16 protein-coding genes are annotated in these 15,677 nt (G+C 71.0%); 8 read left to right on the forward strand and 8 right to left on the reverse strand.

All coding sequences use genetic code 11. The features are described from left to right. Positions 1–781 (reverse strand): RNA-guided endonuclease TnpB family protein (locus AC6EXY_RS29690; protein WP_499819032.1); only part of this gene is annotated, 781 nt, incomplete at its 3' end. After that, positions 778–1,176 carry a recombinase family protein gene (locus AC6EXY_RS29695; protein ID WP_499842440.1) on the reverse strand — a complete coding sequence of 133 codons (399 nt, stop codon included), beginning with the start codon at positions 1,174–1,176 and terminating at the stop codon, positions 778–780. The genes AC6EXY_RS29695 and AC6EXY_RS29690, both read right to left, overlap by 4 nt. Before the next feature lie 71 nt (positions 1,177–1,247). Here AC6EXY_RS29695 and AC6EXY_RS29700 point away from each other — a divergent pair, with 71 nt between their 5' ends. Then, complete coding sequence (locus tag AC6EXY_RS29700; RefSeq protein WP_165818342.1) at positions 1,248–1,415, forward strand: hypothetical protein; 168 nt, start codon at positions 1,248–1,250, stop codon at positions 1,413–1,415. Between the two features lie 237 nt (positions 1,416–1,652). On the opposite strand, the gene AC6EXY_RS29705 is transcribed toward AC6EXY_RS29700, so the two are convergent. Next, entirely contained in the window at positions 1,653–2,891 is a 1,239-nt protein-coding gene (locus tag AC6EXY_RS29705) for an ABC transporter substrate-binding protein (RefSeq protein WP_101831591.1), read from the reverse strand. 126 nt (positions 2,892–3,017) lie between these two features. Beyond that, positions 3,018–3,539, reverse strand: coding sequence for an SRPBCC family protein (locus tag AC6EXY_RS29710; RefSeq protein WP_101831590.1), 522 nt, complete (start codon positions 3,537–3,539; stop codon positions 3,018–3,020). A gap of 223 nt (positions 3,540–3,762) precedes the next feature. Here AC6EXY_RS29710 and AC6EXY_RS29715 point away from each other — a divergent pair, with 223 nt between their 5' ends. From AC6EXY_RS29715 to AC6EXY_RS29740, 6 genes are all read left to right on the forward strand, one after another. Further along, positions 3,763–5,430: a carotenoid oxygenase family protein gene (locus tag AC6EXY_RS29715; protein WP_499818624.1), complete on the forward strand. Its 1,668-nt coding sequence runs from the start codon at positions 3,763–3,765 to the stop codon at positions 5,428–5,430. Then, positions 5,430–6,677, forward strand: coding sequence for an NAD(P)/FAD-dependent oxidoreductase (locus tag AC6EXY_RS29720; protein WP_101831588.1), 1,248 nt, complete (start codon positions 5,430–5,432; stop codon positions 6,675–6,677). The genes AC6EXY_RS29715 and AC6EXY_RS29720 overlap by 1 nt, the downstream gene beginning before the upstream one ends. Positions 6,678–6,706: 29 nt before the next feature. Then, positions 6,707–7,921: a cytochrome P450 gene (locus AC6EXY_RS29725; RefSeq protein WP_101831587.1), complete on the forward strand. Its 1,215-nt coding sequence runs from the start codon at positions 6,707–6,709 to the stop codon at positions 7,919–7,921. Positions 7,922–7,996: 75 nt separating this feature from the next. Then, positions 7,997–8,326, forward strand: coding sequence for a hypothetical protein (locus AC6EXY_RS29730; protein WP_101831586.1), 330 nt, complete (start codon positions 7,997–7,999; stop codon positions 8,324–8,326). Between the two features lie 245 nt (positions 8,327–8,571). After that, positions 8,572–9,117, forward strand: coding sequence for an SRPBCC domain-containing protein (locus AC6EXY_RS29735; RefSeq protein ID WP_101831585.1), 546 nt, complete (start codon positions 8,572–8,574; stop codon positions 9,115–9,117). A gap of 216 nt (positions 9,118–9,333) precedes the next feature. Beyond that, positions 9,334–9,576, forward strand: a complete 243-nt coding sequence (locus AC6EXY_RS29740; RefSeq protein ID WP_101831584.1) for a hypothetical protein — start codon at positions 9,334–9,336, stop codon at positions 9,574–9,576. Here the strand turns inward: AC6EXY_RS29740 and AC6EXY_RS29745 are convergent. From AC6EXY_RS29745 to AC6EXY_RS29755, 3 genes are all read right to left on the reverse strand, one after another. Continuing rightward, on the reverse strand, positions 9,560–10,210 hold the full coding sequence (locus AC6EXY_RS29745; protein WP_133150647.1) for an effector-associated domain EAD1-containing protein: 651 nt from the start codon (positions 10,208–10,210) through the stop codon (positions 9,560–9,562). The genes AC6EXY_RS29740 and AC6EXY_RS29745 overlap by 17 nt on opposite strands. A gap of 17 nt (positions 10,211–10,227) precedes the next feature. Next, entirely contained in the window at positions 10,228–11,709 is a 1,482-nt protein-coding gene (locus AC6EXY_RS29750; protein ID WP_499818625.1) for an effector-associated domain EAD1-containing protein, read from the reverse strand. A 374-nt stretch (positions 11,710–12,083) separates the two neighbouring features. After that, the gene (locus AC6EXY_RS29755; RefSeq protein ID WP_101831581.1) at positions 12,084–12,782 is read right to left on the reverse strand and encodes a FadR/GntR family transcriptional regulator; all 699 of its coding nucleotides are present in this window, start codon (positions 12,780–12,782) and stop codon (positions 12,084–12,086) included. A 329-nt stretch (positions 12,783–13,111) separates the two neighbouring features. On the opposite strand from AC6EXY_RS29755, the gene leuA reads away from it, so the two are divergent. Further along, complete coding sequence (leuA, locus tag AC6EXY_RS29760; protein WP_207770273.1) at positions 13,112–14,827, forward strand: 2-isopropylmalate synthase; 1,716 nt, start codon at positions 13,112–13,114, stop codon at positions 14,825–14,827. Positions 14,828–14,908: 81 nt separating this feature from the next. On the opposite strand, the gene AC6EXY_RS29765 is transcribed toward leuA, so the two are convergent. Next, positions 14,909–15,601, reverse strand: a complete 693-nt coding sequence (locus AC6EXY_RS29765) for an ABC transporter ATP-binding protein (RefSeq protein WP_499818626.1) — start codon at positions 15,599–15,601, stop codon at positions 14,909–14,911. Positions 15,602–15,677: the final 76 nt, after the last annotated feature.

Consider the following 15,677-nt stretch of genomic DNA (forward strand, 5'->3'; position numbering starts at 1 on the left):
CGCTGCCGGGCTTGGACCGGGCGTAGGCCCGCGACGCCCTGCGCAGCTTACGCAGGCAGCGGGCGAGCGGTTTCGGATTGTCGACCTGCTCGCCGGTGGACAGGACGACGAGGTGCTTCACCCCGGCGTCGACCCCGACCGGCCCGGCGGCCCGCTGCCGGGCCGACGGGGCTTCGGAAACGTCCCGGTCGGCCTCGACGGTGAACGACACGTACCAGCGTCCGGCGGTCCTCGACACGGTTGCGCCGAGCATCCGGGCCCGGCCATCGGCGAGCCGGCCGGTGAGAGCGCCCATCGGTTCGTGGACCTTCACCCGGCCGATCCGGGGCAGCTTCACCCGCGTTTCGCCGGCCGGACCGTAGGCACCGGTGGTGTACCGGAACGACTCCCGGGCCTTCCCGCGCTTCTTGAACCTCGGGAAGCCGACCCGCCGACCTTTCCGGACGCCCTTCTTCGAGTCGGAGAAGTTCGTCAACGCCCGCGCCAGCTGGTCCAGCCCGGCGGAGAACGCCTCCTTGGAGCACTCCGTCCACCAGGGCGCGACGTCGTTCTTGACCTGGTTCCACCGCAGCCGCAGCGCGGGCAGCGTCCACGGCACCGGGGTCAGCGCGTCACCGTCGAACCCGTAGGACTTCTCCGCGTCGCGCTGCGCCAGCGCCGCCTTCACCAGCGCCAGGCCCCAGTTGTAGGCGAACCGCGAAGCGCCCACGTGACGCCGCAGGCCGGCAAGGTGGACGTCGTTCGGGTCCAACGCGAACCGATACGCCTGCATCGTCTTCACGCCGGACCGTCTTTCGTGGCCTCGGCGACCGCGCGGGCGGCCCGGTTCACCGCCGCGCGGCGGCCGTACAGCCGGGCGCACATCGACGTGAGGATCTCGGTGATGTCGCGGACCAGGTCGTCGTCGACCTCGGTGACGACCCGGCCAACGGGTAGGCCCTGCCCGGCCGCCCAGGTGACGACCCGCGCGACCTGCCGGTCCAGGTCCGGCTTCTGATCTGCGGACGACACCCGGGCATACACCGCCGTCAGGCTGGTAGCCGCTGGCACGGGTTCGTCGACGAGGATCAGCCCCCCGACCCGACGGGCGGGCACCGGCAGTTTGCCGTCAAGGAACCACTGCCGGGCGGTCGAGTACCCGACCCCGTTCACCGCAGCCCACTCCTTGAGATTCACAGCCACCATCATATGGCACCAATCAGCGCTATCTAGCACTCAACCGGCAACAGTATCCACCCCCGCAGAACGTGGTCATCGACGACTGCTTCGGCGGCTCCCGCCAGCAGTTCCAGCGACGCGGCACGCCAACCGGCGAGACCGGCACCCGCAGCGCGCAGACGGTGACGTTGGTGCCGCGCGGCAGCGGCTGGGTCGCCCAGGACCTCGGCCCCGGCCCCGCGGCCACCTGCGACTGACTGGCACCCCTCACCCGGCGGGCAGCTCAGCCACACTCAAAAGATTGCCCTTGACGCAAAAGTTCCAGCCCGGTCGGGACGATCACCAGAAGGGCGAAAAACCGTGTTACCGCGGGAACACACGGGCCCGGCCCGGCCGCTGGTACGGCCGGGCCGGACGGCGATCGGGTGAGCGGACGCGTGAGCCGGGGCGACGCGAGTCGTCAGCGCGATCAGTTGGTAGCCGGGTGGGTGGAGTCAGGAGAGGATTCGGCCGCACTGGGGGGCGGGGCGGACCACGTCGAAACCGGTGCCGGCCTGGTTCACCTGCACGTAGTCGTAGCACGGCGCGATGGCGCCGATGCCGCTGCGCAGGCTGATCGGCGCGGGGAGCAGGCCGTCGGCGTTGTAGTTCTGCACCGAGCGAAGGCCGTCGAGCACCGTCTGTCTGGTTGGGCAGGGGCCGGCCGCCTCGAGGCCGCGCAGCAGCAGGTCGGCGGAGATCCAGCCGATCAGCGAGACGCCCTGGGGGTGCCCGGCGGCCTGCGGCGAGTAGAGGTTCATCGCCGTCTGGAAGCGGCGGTGCGCCGGGCTGTCGATCTCGAACGGCGCGTAGTCGAGAAACGAGTACGCGCCGGCCGCCGCGGCGCCGACTCCGGCCAGCGCGGTCGGGTCGTAGGTGGCGATGTTGCCAAGCGCGACGGTGAGGTTCACTCCGGCGGCCCGGGCGCCGGCCACCATCTGGTAAAAGATCGAGGCAGGGACAAAGGCGATGATGCTGTCCGCGCCCGTCGCCCTGATCCGTGCGCCGAACGCGGCGGTGTCGAAACCGCTGCCTGGTGCCTGCAGCGTCCCGACGACGTTGATGCCGGCCGCGCGCAGGCTCTGGGCCGCGAAACCGGCGAGGGCCTGCGTCGCCTCGGAGAACTCCACCGAGACGGTGAGGGCGCGCCGGCCTCCGTGCTGGGCGATGAACTCGCCCCAGTTGCTCGACGGCGGCTGCTGGGACAGCGGCCGCGAATAGCTGAAGACATTGCTGTGGTTGACCGGATTGGGGACGACGCCCTCGACGGTGGCGATGCCGGCCTTGTCGAGCAGGTCCGCGGCGCCCGTCGGGGCCACGCTGAACTGCAGGATCGACAGGACCTGCTTCTCCTCGGCGAGCCGCCGGCCGACGACGAGGTTCATCTCAGGACGGCTCTCGTCGTTCTGCAGGTCGTAGGCGACATGGCGGCCGTTGATGCCGCCCTGGGCGTTCTGCTCGTCGAGGCGCGCGTCCACGCCGGCGCGGAACTGGATGCTGGGATCGGCACCGACGCCGCTACCCGAGTACAGCAGCCCCAGGTTGATCGCGGTGTCGGTGACGCTGGCGGTGGCGGCGCATCTCCGCGAGCCGGCCACGTCGGCGGTGGACGGGGAGGTGCCGCAGGCCGCCAGCGTGGCTGCCGTCCAGCCGAGTGCCGCTGCGGCGACGAGCGCGCGCCATCGATGTCCCATGTCCAACCCCCGTCCGCGGCGGCGGGACCGGACCGGGACCCGCCGTGGTCGGTGTCGTCGGGACAACCCCTCTGACCTGCGACGACGCCGGACGGAACCGTAGCAGGCCCCAGGAGGTGGGGCGAGTCAGCCTTGTCGTGGTATGGCGGTGGACATCCCGCGAGGGCGAGCCAGCATGGTGTCCCGCATCGCGGCAAGGAAGTGGTTCGCGGCGGCCTGGTTGGTGAACGTGTCGCGGTAGGCCAGCGGGAGAGGCGCGGAACCGGGGTAGGTGGCGCGTACCACCCGGGTCAGCAGCGTACTGCCGGTGCCGAGGGGGCTGTCGGCGTAGGCGTAGGTCAGGGTGACGTGCACCCGGCCGTCAGCGGGGTCGGAGCTGGCCGGGGGATCGGTGGCGATCTGCCAGGTGATCCCCGGCTCGTCGCGGGTGACGGTCCATTCGACCTCGACGGTCATGGCGGCCTCACCGAGCCGCAGCACGTCCACGAACGTCGTGCCCAGCGTCGCCGGGCGGTCGGTGTTCTCACCGCGAATCGACTCGGTCAGTGGGGAGGCGGCGGCCCAGTTGTCGGGGGTGGTCATGAAGGCGTGGACGTCCGCTGGCGGGCGGGGAATGGTGAGGCTGGCCTCGAGCGTCGTGTCGAGCAACGGAGTGTCTCTTCTCCCTGGCCGGGGGCCGGAACGCGGTGCGACCCGGCAGTAGTGGACCACTTTCTATCGGATTCGCTACCCGGCCGCGGCGTGTTCGGGTGCCTCCCTATGGAACGATCCCGCTTTTCGATGGTGTCATGTCGGTGCGTGGACGCCGGGCTAGGTTGCTTTTGACCGACTGCTCCGGTCCGCGTTTTCCTTCTCCGACGAGGAAGTCCATATGGACCACGCGTTGCACCATCTTCTCGAACCAAGCGTGGAATACGACGTCGACCTGACGGTCACCTCGGGGGAGTGGCCGGCGGGAATGTCCGGGCATGCCCTGCTCATCGGACCGGCCCAGCCGACCGCCGTCGATTTCATGTTCGCCGGGCCTGGCCTGCTCACCCATGTCGACCTCGCGAGGCGGCACTGGCGTACGGCCCGGGTGGTCACCCCGGACCTCGCGATGCTGGCGGGCCTGTCCGCGGCCCTGCCGCCGCAGGAGCTCGCCGCGCTGCTGGCGACGTCGCGGCCGGCCATGACCAACGTGGCACCGCACACCTTCGGTGACCGGCTCCTGCTGACCGGGCTGGCCCAGCGCCCGGTCGAGATCGACCCGGTGAGCTGGGAGTTCACCTCCTACCTCGGCGGCGTCGGGGAGTATCCGGAGGTCGTCGAGCATCCGCTGTGGCCCGGGGTGCGCACGGCCGCCCATCCGGTCGAGGACCTCGACGAGGGCTGCATGTGGTGGTGCAACACCAACCTGAGGCCACGGGGCAGTTCCCGCACCGAGGTCGAGGGTCCGCTGTGGGTGGTGCGCTGGGATGGCCAGGGCGACATCGACACCTGGTACGTGCCCGGCGCGCACCTGGTCCAGGGCGTGCACGAGGTGACGGTCACGCAGGACTACGTCATCCTCACCGAGATCGGCTTCCAGCCGGAGCCGGGAAGCGTGGCGGGCCGTGACCGGACCCGGCCGCACCTGCCGTTCACCGACGTGTACCTGGTCGCCAAGCGTGATCTGACCCGCGAGCGGCGCGGGCGCGCCGTACCGGTGGTGCACGCACGGGTGCCGCGCGAGTCGTTCCACCACTTCGCCGACTACCGGCAGGACGGCGACGACGTCACGCTGTACCTGGCGCATTCCAACGGCTGGGACCTGAACTACTCGCTGCGCGACAGCGACCGGGTCTGGGGTAGCGGCGAGCCCGTCGCGAAGGGGCTGCGCGGATTCGTGTCCGCGCCCGTCGACGCGTCACCCGTGGGGCGGTACGTCATCGACGGCCGGACCGGCGAGGTCCGCGACAGCCGCACGTTCCTCGACGTCGACCGGCACTGGGCAACGCTGCTCTACAGCCGGGACATGCGGGCGCCGGCGCTGGAGAAGGGCCGCCACCTGTGGCAGGCCTACTGGGGATGCGACCCGGGAATGCTGGTCACCCGGGTCGTGGACCTTTATCGGGATCATCCATACCGGGCTGTGCCGATCGACGCGCTGCCCACCATGGAAATACCGTCCTCGCTGGTCTGCCTCGATCTGGACACCATGACCGAACAGTCGGCGTGGTCGTTTCCGTCAGGTACGGCGGGGGAGTCTCCGGTGTTTGTGCCGGACCCAGACGGAGGCACTGGCTGGGTCGCGATCGTCGTGCATCACACCGATCGCACGGAACTGCAGATCTTTGACGCCCTGTCGCTGGGGAAGGGCCCGGTCGCCGTCGCGACCGTGCCCGGGCTCAAACTTTCCATCCAGTTCCACTCCTTGTACATGCCACGACTTCTGGGAGCCGGCGCCCAGCACACGGACTATCGGCGTCCGTATGCGGACGACATCGGTTCGGGCTGGCGGGGTCTGTCGTCGGACGTGCGAGGCGTGGTCGGTGCCGTGCTGGAGAGGTACTCCTGATGTATGACGTCATCGTGGTGGGGGCGCGGTGCGCGGGGTCGCCGGTGGCGATGCTGCTCGCGCGCCGCGGGTACCGGGTCCTCGTCGTCGATCGGGCGGCCTTTCCGAGCGACACCGTGTCGACGCATTTCATCCACCAGGCGGGGCTGGCCCGGCTGAACGCGTGGGGGCTGCTCGAGCGGCTGCGCGCGACCGGGATGCCGGCGCTGCGGCGGATGCGGTTCGCCAGCGGTGACCTCGTGGTCGAGGGATTCGCCGATCCGATCGAGGGCATCACCGAGGTCTGCTGCCCGCGGCGCACTGTTCTCGACGCGCTCCTCGTCGACGCCGCTCGCGAGGCCGGCGCGGAGGTTCTCGAACGGTGCGGCGTCGTCGGCCTGCTGTTCGCCGCCGACGGCCGGGTGACCGGTGTTCGCGCGAGCATGGCCGATGGCGGGGAGCGGGAGTTCCACGCGCGGTTCGTGGTGGGCGCCGACGGGGTGAACTCCACGGTGGCCGCCCGGGTAGGCGCGGATGTCTACCGTGCCGTTCCAGCGACCGGATTCGTCTACTATTCCTATTTCTCCGGCATCGACTGGTCGCACCAGAACCTCATTCGCGACGAGCGGCAGTTCGCGGCCTGCCGCACCCACGACGACCTGATGATGCTGGTCGTCATGCGCAAGCGGGACGCCTACCGCACGTTCCGCGCCGACCCCGAGGCCGAGTTCCAGGCCGTGTTCGACCATGTGGCGCCCGAGTTCGGCGCGGACCTGCGGGCGAACGGCCGGCAGGAGGAGCCGTTCCGGGCGATCCATTACGCGGACAACTTCTACCGCCGGTCCCACGGCCCTGGCTGGGCCCTCGTCGGCGACGCCGGCTACCACAAGGATCCGCTGACCGGCTGGGGCATCACCGACGCCTTCGTGTACGGCGAACTGCTGGCGGAGCAGCTGCACCTCGGCCTGTCCGGCGACGTCCCGATCGACGACGCCGTCGCCGAGTACGCCCGGCGCCGCGACCGCGACAGCGCCGGCGTGTTCGGGCTGACCGTCGCGATGTCGGAACTCACACTGTCGCCGTTCCTCGCCTCGGTGCTGGGCGCCGTCAGCAGGAGCCCGAGCTACCAGCGAAAGTTCTTCACAATGGTCGGCGGCGGCCTCTCCAGCGACGAGTTCTTCGCCCCGGACAGCCTCGCGGCGCTCTACGACGAGGTCGGCACGCCTCCCGCGGAACGTCTCCTGCCGGCCGACGCCGGCGCGCACTGACCGTCGTTCATCCTGCCTCGGAGCGAAACGTGGACTACGACCCCTTCTCTCCGGCCATCGCGGAGAACCCGTACCCGACCTATCGCTGGATGCGGGACAACGCGCCCGTCTACCACAACGCGGAGCACGGCTTCTACGCCCTCTCCCGACACGAGGACGTGGTGGACGGCCTGCTCGACCACGCCACGTTCCGCAACGCGCACGGCACGACGCTGGAAGGCGTGGAGAAGGGCTTCGACACGCTGCTCACCCGGGATCCGCCCGAGCACGAGTGGAACCGTCGCATCCTCGCGCGGCGGTTCAGCGCCGTGCGGGTGCAGGAACTCGAACCCCGCATTCGGGAGGTCGCCGCCGGGCTGCTCGACACGGCGGCCGAGACCGGCCGCATCGACCTGGTCGACGGCTTCGCGGCCGAGCTGCCCCTGACCATCATCGCCGAGCTGCTCGCACTGCCCGTCGATCAGCGCCTGCGCGTGCGTGACCTGTGCTTCCGCCTGCTCGACCGCGCACCCACCGATCCGCCCGGTGTGCGCCCGCCCGCCTCCGTCGCGGCCGGTGAGGAGCTGGCCCGACTGTTCCTCACCCTGGTCGCGCAGCGGCGTGCCGAACCAGGCGACGATCTCATCAGCCTGCTTGTGCACACACCGGTCGTCGACGACGCGGGGACCGAGCGGTTCCTCACCGACACCCAGCTCCTCGGCCGGCTGATCGAGCTGACCTTCGCCGGCCACGAGACGGTCAAGAAACTCGTCTCGACCGGCGCGGTGCGCCTCGCCGCCTCCCCGGACGCCCGCCGCGAGCTCGTCGACGACCCGAGTCTGATCCCGGGCGCGGTCGAGGAGATGCTGCGCATCGACCCACCCGCCCAGTACACCGGCCGGTGGACCAGCCGCGACGTCGAGATCCACGGCACGGTTGTCCCGGCCGAGCGTCGGGTCCTGCTGCTGCTCGGCTCGGCCTGCCACGATGAGCGGGCGCACCGAGATCCGGAGACCTTTGACATCCGCCGCGTCGTCGGTCGCCAGCTCGGCTTCGGCTATGGCATCCACCTCTGCGTCGGCGCGGCGTTCGCCCGGCTTGAGGCGCGGGTGGCCTTCGAGGAGCTGCTCACCCGCTATCCCGACTATCAGGTGGACCACGCGGGCGTCGTCCGCAGCTACTCCAGCAACCAGCCCGGCCTCAAGCACCTCCCCCTCATCCTCGACCCCGCCGCCGACCGGCAGGCAGTCTCCGGGCCGGCCTGATCTGGCCGGCCGCGCCCTGCCCACGCCCGGCGAGGGCACCCGAGCGGCGCCTACCGTCCGCCGTAAACTGATCGCGTGACGGCAGGGCGCCTCGCGGCGGTGACGGCGGCGGATCGGGCCGCGGCAGACGAGTCGAGTGCTGGCCGGCGGGTGCGGATGGGTAGTCGCCGCAAGCGTCCGGAGGAGATCGATCCTCAGGCGGTGCGGGCGGCCTGGGAGCGGCAGGCCGAGCGGGAGGCGCGGATCCTCGGCGTGCTGGGGGCGCTGCTCTGCTGCGCGTTCCTGCTGTGCCTGGGCGGGGACGCGCGCGGCGTGCCGGTGGGGATGGCAACTGCCGATGCCACCACGAGGCCCGGCATTGCGCTGGCACCAACGCCGGAGCCGGCGCGGTCGTCGGCGTCCTGACCGGGGCCCAGGGCGTCGGTCACCTCGGTAGGCGCGCCACACCCACCACCTGCCCGGCGTCGCTGAGCTTCCCGCCCTGCTGCGTCTGCCCTGGCGTGCGGGTCGGGCTTGGCGTCGTGGCGCCCCGCCGTCCGTGGGTAACCACCGAAGAGACCAGGAACCGCGGTCCCGCGGAACCGCCCGCGGAACGGCCCGCGGAACCGGGTCAGGCGGTTGCGGCCACAGCCAGGGCAAGATGGAGAACCATGGCGCTGCATGGCTCGTTCACGCTGGAACGGACGCTGGCAGCGTCCCCGGCTCGGGTGTTCGCCGGATTCGCCAGGGCCGAGCTGCGCTCGCGGTGGGCGAAGCTGCCGGGCCCCACGGCGACGGCTACGCATGAGCTGGACTTCCGTGTCGGTGGGTCGGAGTCCGCGGGCAACACGTTCGTGGCCGGTGATCTCACCCAGCGCCTGGAGTACCGCGGGTCCTTCCTCGACATCGTGCCCGACGAGCGCGTCGTGTTCACCTACGAGGCCGTGGTCGACGATCGCCCACGGTGGATCTCGCTGGTGACGGTCGAACTCAGGCCGCGGACCGCGGCGTCCGCCGAGTCCGAACGGGACGGGCCCGATGGTGGTGGTCGCGAGGTACCGACGCGGACCGACCTGCGCTGGACGGAACAGTACGTGTTTCTCGTCCTGACCGGCGACGGTGCAGACGACGTCGCCCACCTGCGTGGCGGCACGCTGCTCCGCCTCAACGGCCTTGAGGCGGCGCTCGGCGCCGCCCCGCGGGCCGATACAACGTGACCGCCGATACAATGTGACGGCCGATACGCTGATTCGGTATCTCGCCCCTTTCGTGTGAGCGCCATTACGTGGCCCAGGTCATATTTCCGGGTTTATGTGCGACTGCAGTACAGATCACGTCGTCATCCGGGGTCCATGTGTTCCCACCCGGGGCACAATGGTGTGGGGTGATGGCAGTGGTCCGTTACCCCTGGAATTCTCACAGGAGGAGTTCCCATGTACGTCCGTGAATCCTTTTCCTCGTTGCGGCTGAAGGTCGTCGGGTTTCGTGCGGAGCGTGCCCGGCGGCGCGAGCTCGCGGTACTGCTCGACCCCGCCCTGTCGCCGTTCGTCCGCCAGGAGCTGCACGCGATCCTGGTGCACGCGCAGAGCACGCCGGCCGGCGTCGCCGCTCTTCCGACGCAGCGCGCCGCCTCGATGAGTGGCGGTGTCCGGACCGAGGTCACGGCCTCCCGCTGATCTCGCGCCACCCCGGATTCCCGGTCGCGCCGGCCGCCGACACGGCGGCGGCGAGTACCGGGTTCGCCGGGCGGGCGCGATGCGCCGCGAGCAGGACCTTCGGCCAGCCGTCCACGACAGCCCCGTCGACCAGCAGGCGGTGGACCTCCGACCAGAACGTCTCGGCGTCGGCGACGTTCCACGCGGGTTGGCGCCCAGGTGGGAGCCCCGCCTGGCTGATCAGTGGACGCGCGGCCGGAAGATCGGGAAACTCGTCGGCCAGCGCGCCGATCACGGCCCAGTCCGACGGCGGCGTGGTGGGCGCGCGGCCGGTCGTCGCCGCGCCGACCTGAAAGTCGCCGACCTGAAAGTCGCCGACGACGTCCGCGAGCTGGCGATTGTCAGGAGTCACCGCAACAGCCTCGGCCAACAGCAGCGGGAGCCAACCCTCCGCCTTGGCTCCCGCCATTACCGCGAACACCGCGTCGGGCAGGGGTAGTTGGTCGGCCGCGTAGTGGGCCAGGGACCGATCGAGACCGTCAAGCAGCGCCTCGAGCCGGCCTCGGCTCGGGTACGCGACGACGAGCGCCTCTCGTACGGCACGGCGCTGGGCGCCGTTCATGCCGAGCACCATCGCATCGTCCAGTCTGACCATGGTCACCGCCTTCTCCGTCAGGGGAACTGCCACAGCCGTGCGGAGCCGTCGGCGCCGGCGGTGGCCAGGACGTGACCGCCGGGGGAGAACGCGACGGACCACACCGCGCCCGTGTGGCCGGTCAGCGGGCGGCCGACGGGGTGGGGGTGGGCGAGGTCCGTGACGTCCCAGAAACGGACGGTGCTGTCACCGCCGCCACTGGCCAGGGTGCGGCCGTCGGGGGCGAAGGCGACGGCCCACACTGCGCCGGTGTGGCCGGTCAGCGGTTTCCCGATCGGTACCGGGTTCGACGGGTCTGCCAGGCTCCACAGCCGGATGGTGTGGTCGTGGTCGCCGGCGGCGAGGGTGCGGCCGTCAGGGGAGAACGCGACCGACAACACGGCGCCCGTGTCGATCGTGAGGGGTCCGCCCAGTGGGCGTGGGTGTGCTGGATCGACGAGGCTCCACAGTCTGGTGGCGTGGTCGTCGCTCGCCGCGGCGAGGGTCTGGCCGTCCGGCGAGAACGCCACGGCGACGACCGGGGCGGTGGCGCCGGTCAGCGGTGGAGTGAGGCGGGTCGGATTCGCCGGGTCAGTGGTGTCCCACAGCCAGACGTCGCGGTCGTCGCTGGCGGCGGCGAGCAGGCAGCCGTCCCGGGAGATCGCGACGGAGTACAGCGGGCCCGCGGGACCGGTGAGCGGTGGGCCCAGCGGCGAGGGCCGTTCCCGGCTGGTGAGGTTCCACAGGCGGACGGTGCTGTCATAGCTGGCGACCGCGAGGGTGCGGCTGTCGGGCGAGAACGCCACCGACCAGACCTCGGCGGTGTTGCCGGTCAGGGGCGGTCCGAGCGGCCGTGGCTGGGCGGGGTGGGTAAGGTCCCACAGCCGGACGGTCCTGTCGGCACTCGCGGTGGCGAGGGTCCGGCCATCCGGCGAGAACGCCACCGACGGTATGCCGCCGGCCTGGCCGGTGAGCCGTCCGAGCGGCCGTGGCTGGGCGACGTTCCCGGGACGCGTGTTCGTGACCGGGGAGTGGCTCCCTACGCTGGGTGTTCCCGCGTGGCCGTGTGGGCCCGACCAGTCGATGGCGAGCCCGGTCCCTAAACCCACACCGGCTAAGGCCACGCCGATGGCCAGGGAGGTGGCCAGCCGTCCGCGGGTGGTGGCGAGGCGGCGCGGCGCGCGCGGCCTGATGTCCGCAGGAGGACGGCGGACGGGCGGCTCGGATAACTCTTCCAGCGCGTCGTCGCCGGGTATGGCGCGTCGGTACCGAAGGACGACCACGGCCAAGTGGTTGTTGCCAGGATTGACCGCGGCGGCGTCGGCAAGCAGCCGTGGCAGCCAGCCCTCGGCCCTCGCTCCCTCGACAACTCTGAACACCGCGTCGGGCAGGGGCATGGACTCGGCCGCGTATCGGCTCAGCGGCCGGTCGAGGCCGTCAAGCAGTTCCTCGAGCCGTCCCCAGGTCGGATACGCGGTCAGAAGCGCGTCGCGAACCGTCCGGCGCTCGGCGCCGCTCATGTCCGCGACCCTTGTCTCATCCAGCCAGGTCACCGGCGACCCCCCGTCAGCCGCGCACCAGCAGACGCCCTGAGGGCCCCCGAAATCCACCGGGCGCCGTAACTCTAACGAATCCGTCGCAGATCCGAGTACGGCACTCCGGCGACGATCTGGACGATCGCGGGCAGCGGTAACCCGCGCCGCGGCGGCGGCGATCCGCCGCCCCGGCGTGCCCGAAGAACTGATCGGCCGAAGAACTGGTCGGCGCTTGCTCCTCCAGGTGCTGCTCCTCGAGACGGGAGAAGCTGTGGGCGGCGACCTCCGCTTCCACGGCGAAGACGTCGGCCGCTCAGCAGGATGCAAGAAGTGTTGGTGTGACTATCACGGCTGCCCGCTTAGGCTGTCGGCGCTCGGAGCAGGTTCAGCGTCTGGTCCAGCTCGGCTCGCAGGATCTCGCTGGCGCGCTCGCCGTCGCTGGCAGCCACGGCCTCGACGAGGGCGGCGTGCGCGGCGTCGCCGTGGTTGACCTCGGCGGCGCGAAGATCCAGAAGTTCAACCACCTCGACGAGCCCTCGGCGCAGAGCGGGAAGAAACTCGGTGAACAGCCCGTCGAGCACGGGGTTACGCGCGGCCGCGACCACGGCCGCGTGCAAGCGGATGTCGGCGTCGACGAAGGCCTCGTCGTCGCCACCGGCTGCCGCCTCGCGCCTCCGGTCGAGGGCTGCCCACAGAGCACTCATCTCCACGTCGGTGCGGCGCTGCGCGGCAAGCCGCACCGCCTGCACTTCCATCAGCATCCGCACCTCGTAGACGTCCGCGACCGCGGCTCGGCGCAGCACCTCCCGCCAGTCCTGCGCCGGTTCCAGGGCGATGACGAACACGCCGGATCCCTGCCGGGACCGCACCAGCCCCGCCCCGGCAAGCGCGCGTAATGCCTCCCGCACAGTGGATCGCCCCACTCCGAGCGCCGCCGCGAGCGAGGTCTCCCCGGGCAGGCGAGTGCCGACCGGCCACTCGCCGGCGGTGATCTGCTCACGCAGGCGCTGGGTCGCCTGGTCGACCAGAGACGTCGGATGCAGTGCACCGAGAGCCATCGGACCCCACAGGTTGTCAGAGAAGCTGAGACCTGGAGTATGGTACGTCCGTGACGCTGGGCGTGTGGCTGCTTCTTCTCCGCCGCGGCGGGGCCTGACGCGACCGGCACCCCGCCGCGGTGAGTGTCGTGCTGCCGGTCGACCAGTACGACCGAGCCGAAAGGCCGACCACTCCCATGTCCGTTCATTCCTCCAGGCTGCCTGCCGCGACGGTGCCCGGGACTGCCCCCGCCTCCCTCGCCACCGCGGTCAGCTTTCCCACGCTGATCCGACCCCGGGGCACCAGGCCGACTCACGCACCCGCCTGGAATCCGCAGCGCCCCAGCTCCATGCCCCACCAGCGGTACGAGCCCATCCACGAGCGGGTGGACCTGCCCGGCATCGACCCGTCCGCCCGGAGTTGGCCCACGCGCCGTGTCGACACCGCGCCGCTGTGGGTTCCGGTGGACCTGCGGGACGGCAACCAGGCCCTGCGCGAGCCCATGGACACGCCACGCAAGCGAACGATGTTCGACCTCTTCGTCGCCATGGGCTTCAAGGAGATCGAGATCGGCTACCCCTCGGCCAGCCAGACCGACTTCGATTTCGTCCGGCACCTGGTCGAGGACGACGCCATACCACCGGACGTCACTGTGGTGGTGTTCACGCCGGCACGGCGCGACCTCATCGAACGGACCTTCGAGTCGATTGCCGGGATACCGAGCAACGACGGGATGCCCCGGGTCGTGGTCCACCTCTACGTCGCCACGGCCCCGGTCTGGCGGCAGGTCGTCCTCGGCCGCGACCGCGCGGACCTGCTGGCGCTGGCCCGCGACGCCGGCGGGCACATGGCCCGGCTCGCCGAGGCACCGCACTGCCCGGACGTCCGCTTCCAGTTCTCCCCCGAGGTCTTCAACGCGACTGAACCCGACTTCGCGCTGGAGATCTGCAACGCCTTCACTGAACTGTGGGACGCCTGTCCGCAACGGCCGGTCATCCACAATCTGCCGGCGACGGTCGAGATCTCCACACCGAACATCTACGCCGACCAGATCGAGTACATGCACCGCAACCTGGACCGACGGGACTCGGTGATCCTCTCCGTCCACCCGCACAACGACCGCGGCACCGGGGTCGCGTGCGCTGAGCTGGCACTGCTCGCCGGCGCGCAGCGGATCGAGGGCTGCCTGTTCGGAAACGGCGAGCGCACTGGCAACGTCGACCTGGTCACCCTCGCGCTCAACCTCTACTCCCAGGGCGTCAATCCGATGATCGACTTTTCGGACATCGACGTCATCCGGGAGACTGTCGAGCACTGCAACCGGATGCCGGTCCATCCGCGGCACCCCTACGGTGGTGAGTTGGCGTACACAGCCTTCTCCGGCACCCACCAGGACGCGATCAGCAAGGGCCTCGCGCATCACGCGGCCCGCGCCACCGAACTCGCGGCGCCGGCGGGCCGGGCTCCATGGGCCGTGCCGTACCTGCCGATCGACCCCGCAGACGTCGGGCGTACCTACGAGGCTCTGATCCGGGTGAACAGTCAGTCCGGAAAAGGCGGCATCGCACACCTGCTGAACCTGCACCATGGCCTGCAACTCCCCAGAAGCCTGCAGGTCGACTTCGCCCGGGTCGCCCAGCAGGCCGCCGACCGCGACGGCCGAGAGCTCATGCCCAAGGAACTGTGGGAGATGTTCCAGACCCGCTACCTGGCGCCCGTGCACGACGGGCCAGTCACCCTGTCCGCCTGGCGGACCACCGAGACAGCCGCGGGCGAGCACGAGTTCACCGCCGAGCTGTCGATCTCCGGCATTGAGACGAGCGCCAAGGCGACCGGAAACGGTCCGCTCGCGGCGCTGACAGCCCTGCTCGCCGGGGTCGGCGTCGAGGCGGAGATCGTCGCCTACAGCGAACACGCCATGGAACGCGGCGGGACCAGCCTCGCGACGGCCTACGTCCAGGTCAGCCGGAACGGAACGGACAGCTGGGGCGCGGGCCAGGACACCTCCGTACTCACCGCCTCGGTCAACGCCGTCATCGCCGCGGTCAACCGCCTGCCGCGATAGCCGGCGCCGCGATGACCGGCCCTGACTCCGGGGGCCGGTCATCGCTAGGTGTGGGATCCGCCACGCTGATCTCCGTCGCCGTCAACCGATCGGCAGGCGGGGGACGGCGTCGAGCAGCGCGCGCGTGTATGGATGCGTGGGATGTGTCAGCAGGGCGGCGGTGGGCCCACGCTCGACGATCTCGCCGGCGCGCATCACCGCCGCCTGGTCGCACAGCCGGGCCACGACGCCGAGGTCGTGCGAGACGAGGATCAGCCCGAGCCGGTGCGCGGCCGTCAGCTCGCCGAGCAGGTCGAGGATCTGGGCCCGGACCGACATGTCCAGGGCGCTGACCGGCTCGTCCCCGACGAGTACCCGCGGCCAGGGCGCGAGCGCCCGGGCGATCGCGATCCGCTGCCGCTGCCCGCCCGAGAACGCGTGCGGAAACCGATCGCGCGCGTCCGCGGGCAGGCCGACGGCGGCCAGCACCTCCTCGACGCGCGCACCATGATCCTCGTCGATCCGCAGGCACTCCAGCGGTTCGGCGACGATCGCACCGACGGTCAGCCGCGGATCCAGGGACGCCACCGGGTCCTGCAGGACGACCTGCACGTCGCGGCGCAGCCAGCGCAGGTCACGGGATCGGTGGGAGGCGCGCACGGGCCGCCCGCGGTAGCGGATCGTGCCGGAGTCGGGCCGGTCGAGCCCGAGGAGCAGCCGTACCAGGGTCGACTTGCCGGAGCCGGACTCCCCGACGATCCCGAGGCTCGAGCCCGCCGGCAGTGTCAGCGTCACGTCCCGCACGGCCTGCCGCCGGGCGCGGCGCCCACCAGGACGACCGCCCGCCCGCCAGCCCGCGTGAGGCAGCGGG

It is taken from the genome of Frankia sp. RB5, assembly GCF_059816245.1.

Excerpts from the sequence above, each read along its gene's own strand:
- leuA (WP_207770273.1), top strand. The coding sequence starts at position 13,112 with ATGCCCCACCAGCGGTACGAGCCCATCCACGAGCGGGTGGACCTGCCC.
- AC6EXY_RS29740 (WP_101831584.1), top strand. The coding sequence starts at position 9,334 with ATGTACGTCCGTGAATCCTTTTCCTCGTTGCGGCTGAAGGTCGTCGGG.
- AC6EXY_RS29755 (WP_101831581.1), bottom strand. The coding sequence starts at position 12,782 with ATGGCTCTCGGTGCACTGCATCCGACGTCTCTGGTCGACCAGGCGACC.
- AC6EXY_RS29705 (WP_101831591.1), bottom strand. The coding sequence starts at position 2,891 with ATGGGACATCGATGGCGCGCGCTCGTCGCCGCAGCGGCACTCGGCTGG.
- AC6EXY_RS29735 (WP_101831585.1), top strand. The coding sequence starts at position 8,572 with ATGGCGCTGCATGGCTCGTTCACGCTGGAACGGACGCTGGCAGCGTCC.
- AC6EXY_RS29720 (WP_101831588.1), top strand. The coding sequence starts at position 5,430 with ATGTATGACGTCATCGTGGTGGGGGCGCGGTGCGCGGGGTCGCCGGTG.
- AC6EXY_RS29745 (WP_133150647.1), bottom strand. The coding sequence starts at position 10,210 with ATGGTCAGACTGGACGATGCGATGGTGCTCGGCATGAACGGCGCCCAG.
- AC6EXY_RS29715 (WP_499818624.1), top strand. The coding sequence starts at position 3,763 with ATGGACCACGCGTTGCACCATCTTCTCGAACCAAGCGTGGAATACGAC.
- AC6EXY_RS29750 (WP_499818625.1), bottom strand. The coding sequence starts at position 11,709 with ATGAGCGGCGCCGAGCGCCGGACGGTTCGCGACGCGCTTCTGACCGCG.